Source organism: Fibrobacter sp. (assembly GCF_045131395.1).
Lineage (GTDB): Bacteria > Fibrobacterota > Fibrobacteria > Fibrobacterales > Fibrobacteraceae > Fibrobacter.
In genome coordinates this window covers 1-1,977 of record NZ_JBGUQY010000042.1, presented here as the reverse complement: position 1 = coordinate 1,977, position 1,977 = coordinate 1, and the positions used below count along the sequence as shown (strand labels likewise).

General features: G+C 61.0%; 1 rRNA gene. It reads left to right on the top strand.

Annotation, left to right across the window (positions count from 1 at the left end):
* Nucleotides 1-10 precede the first annotated feature (10 nt).
* A 23S ribosomal RNA gene (locus tag ACJMNB_RS10575) occupies nucleotides 11-1,977 on the top strand; the annotation flags it as partial.

The following is a 1,977-nucleotide window of genomic DNA, read 5'->3' as shown; positions in this document are numbered from 1 at the left end:
TCCGAGGAAAGGAAAAGCAGAGAAGGGCGGACGGTGGATACCTAGGCTCTCGGAGGCGAGGAAGGACGCGGCAAGCTGCGAAAAGCCGCGGGGAGGGGCAAGCGCCCTGTGATCCGCGGATGTCCGAATGGGGCAACCCGGCGGGCTGAAGGCCCGTCACCGGCACCAGGTGCCGGGGCGAACGCGGGGAACTGAAACATCTAAGTACCCGCAGGAGAAGAGAACAAACGTGATTCCCCCAGTAGCGGCGAGCGAACGGGGAGGAGCCCAAACCGGCGGCGTCGAGGCGTCGCCGGGGTAGTAGGGCCGCGACGTCGGACCGGAAAGCGGAGGGGAACGGCGTGGAAACGCCGGCCATAGCGGGTGACAGCCCCGTACCCGAACGCGGACCGGCCGTAGCGGCACCCTGAGTAGCGCGGGGCACGAGGAATCCTGCGTGAATCTGCCGGGACCATCCGGCAAGGCTAAATACTCCCGAGAGACCGATAGCGAACCAGTACCGTGAGGGAAAGGTGAAAAGCACCCCGAGCAGGGGAGTGAAACAGACCTTGAAACCGTCCGCCTACAAGCGGTCGGAGCCCCATTGGGGTGACGGCGTGCCTTTTGCATAATGATCCTACGAGTTGTCCTTTCCGGCGAGGTTAAGCCGCTGAGCGGCGGAGCCGGAGCGAAAGCGAGTCCGAACAGGGCGTTATAGTCGGGAGGGGCAGACGCGAAACCGAGTGATCTACCCTTGGCCAGGCTGAAGGTGGGGTAAAGCCCACTGGAGGGCCGTACAGGTAGGCGTTGAAAAGCCTTCTGATGAGCTGAGGGTAGGAGCGAAAGACCAATCAAACTCGGAGATAGCTCGTACTCCCCGAAATGCCTTTAGGGGCAGCGTCGGGACAGACCGCGCGAGGTAGAGCGACCGATTGGATGCGAGGGCTTCACCGCCTATCAAGTCCTGACGAACTCCGAATGCGCGCGGTTGGTTCCCGGCAGTGAGGGCGCGGGTGCTAAGGTCCGCGTCCTAAAGGAGAAGAATCCGGACCACCGGCTAAGGCCCCGAAGTGGCGCCTAAGTTGGACTAACGAAGTCCGGCCGCAGAGACAGCTGGGATGTTGGCTTGGAAGCAGCCATTCATCCAAGGAGTGCGTAACAGCTCACCAGTCGAGCGGCCGGGCGTGGATAATAATCGGGCATGAAGGCGCCCGCCGAAGCCGTGGACTGAGAAGTGGTAGGGGAGCATTCCATTCAGCAGTGAAGGGGGGCCGCGAGGCCCTTTGGAGCGGATGGAAAAGCAAATGTAGGAATGAGTAACGATAAGGGGTGTTGGATGCACCCCCGCCGAAAGACCAAGGGTTCCTGATCAACGCTAGACGGATCAGGGTAAGTCGGGACCTAATGATAAGCCGAAGGGCGAGGCAGATGGAGAGCCGGTGAAGATTCCGGCACTGCCTCGGCGGGCGAAGCGGGGACGCAGGAGTGAAACCGGTGCCGTCTGACGGAATAGACGGTTGAAGGGCGTAGGCGCCGATTCCCGTAGGCAAATCCGCGGGAAGAGCCGAAACCCGACAGTACGCGAGGCCTCCGGGCCGAGCGATATCCGGGTAACCAGGCTGCCGAGAAAATCCGCTAAGCATAACCGCCGTGGCACCCGTACCGGAAACCGACACAGGTGGTCGGGTATAGAGTACCGAGGCGCACGGGAGATTCGCGGTCAAGGAACTAGGCAAAATAGCCCCGTAACTTCGGGAGAAGGGGCGCTCCCCGCAAGGGGAGCCGCAGAGAAATGGCTCAGGCGACTGTTTAACAAAAACACAGGGCTATGCGAAACCGAAAGGTGAAGTATATGGCCTGACACCTGCCCGGTGCTGGAAGGTTAAGAGGAGGGGTCACGCAAGGAAGCCCTGAATTGAAGCCCCAGTAAACGGCGGCCGTAACTATAACGGTCCTAAGGTAGCGAAATTCCTTGTCGGGTAAGTTCCGACCTGCACG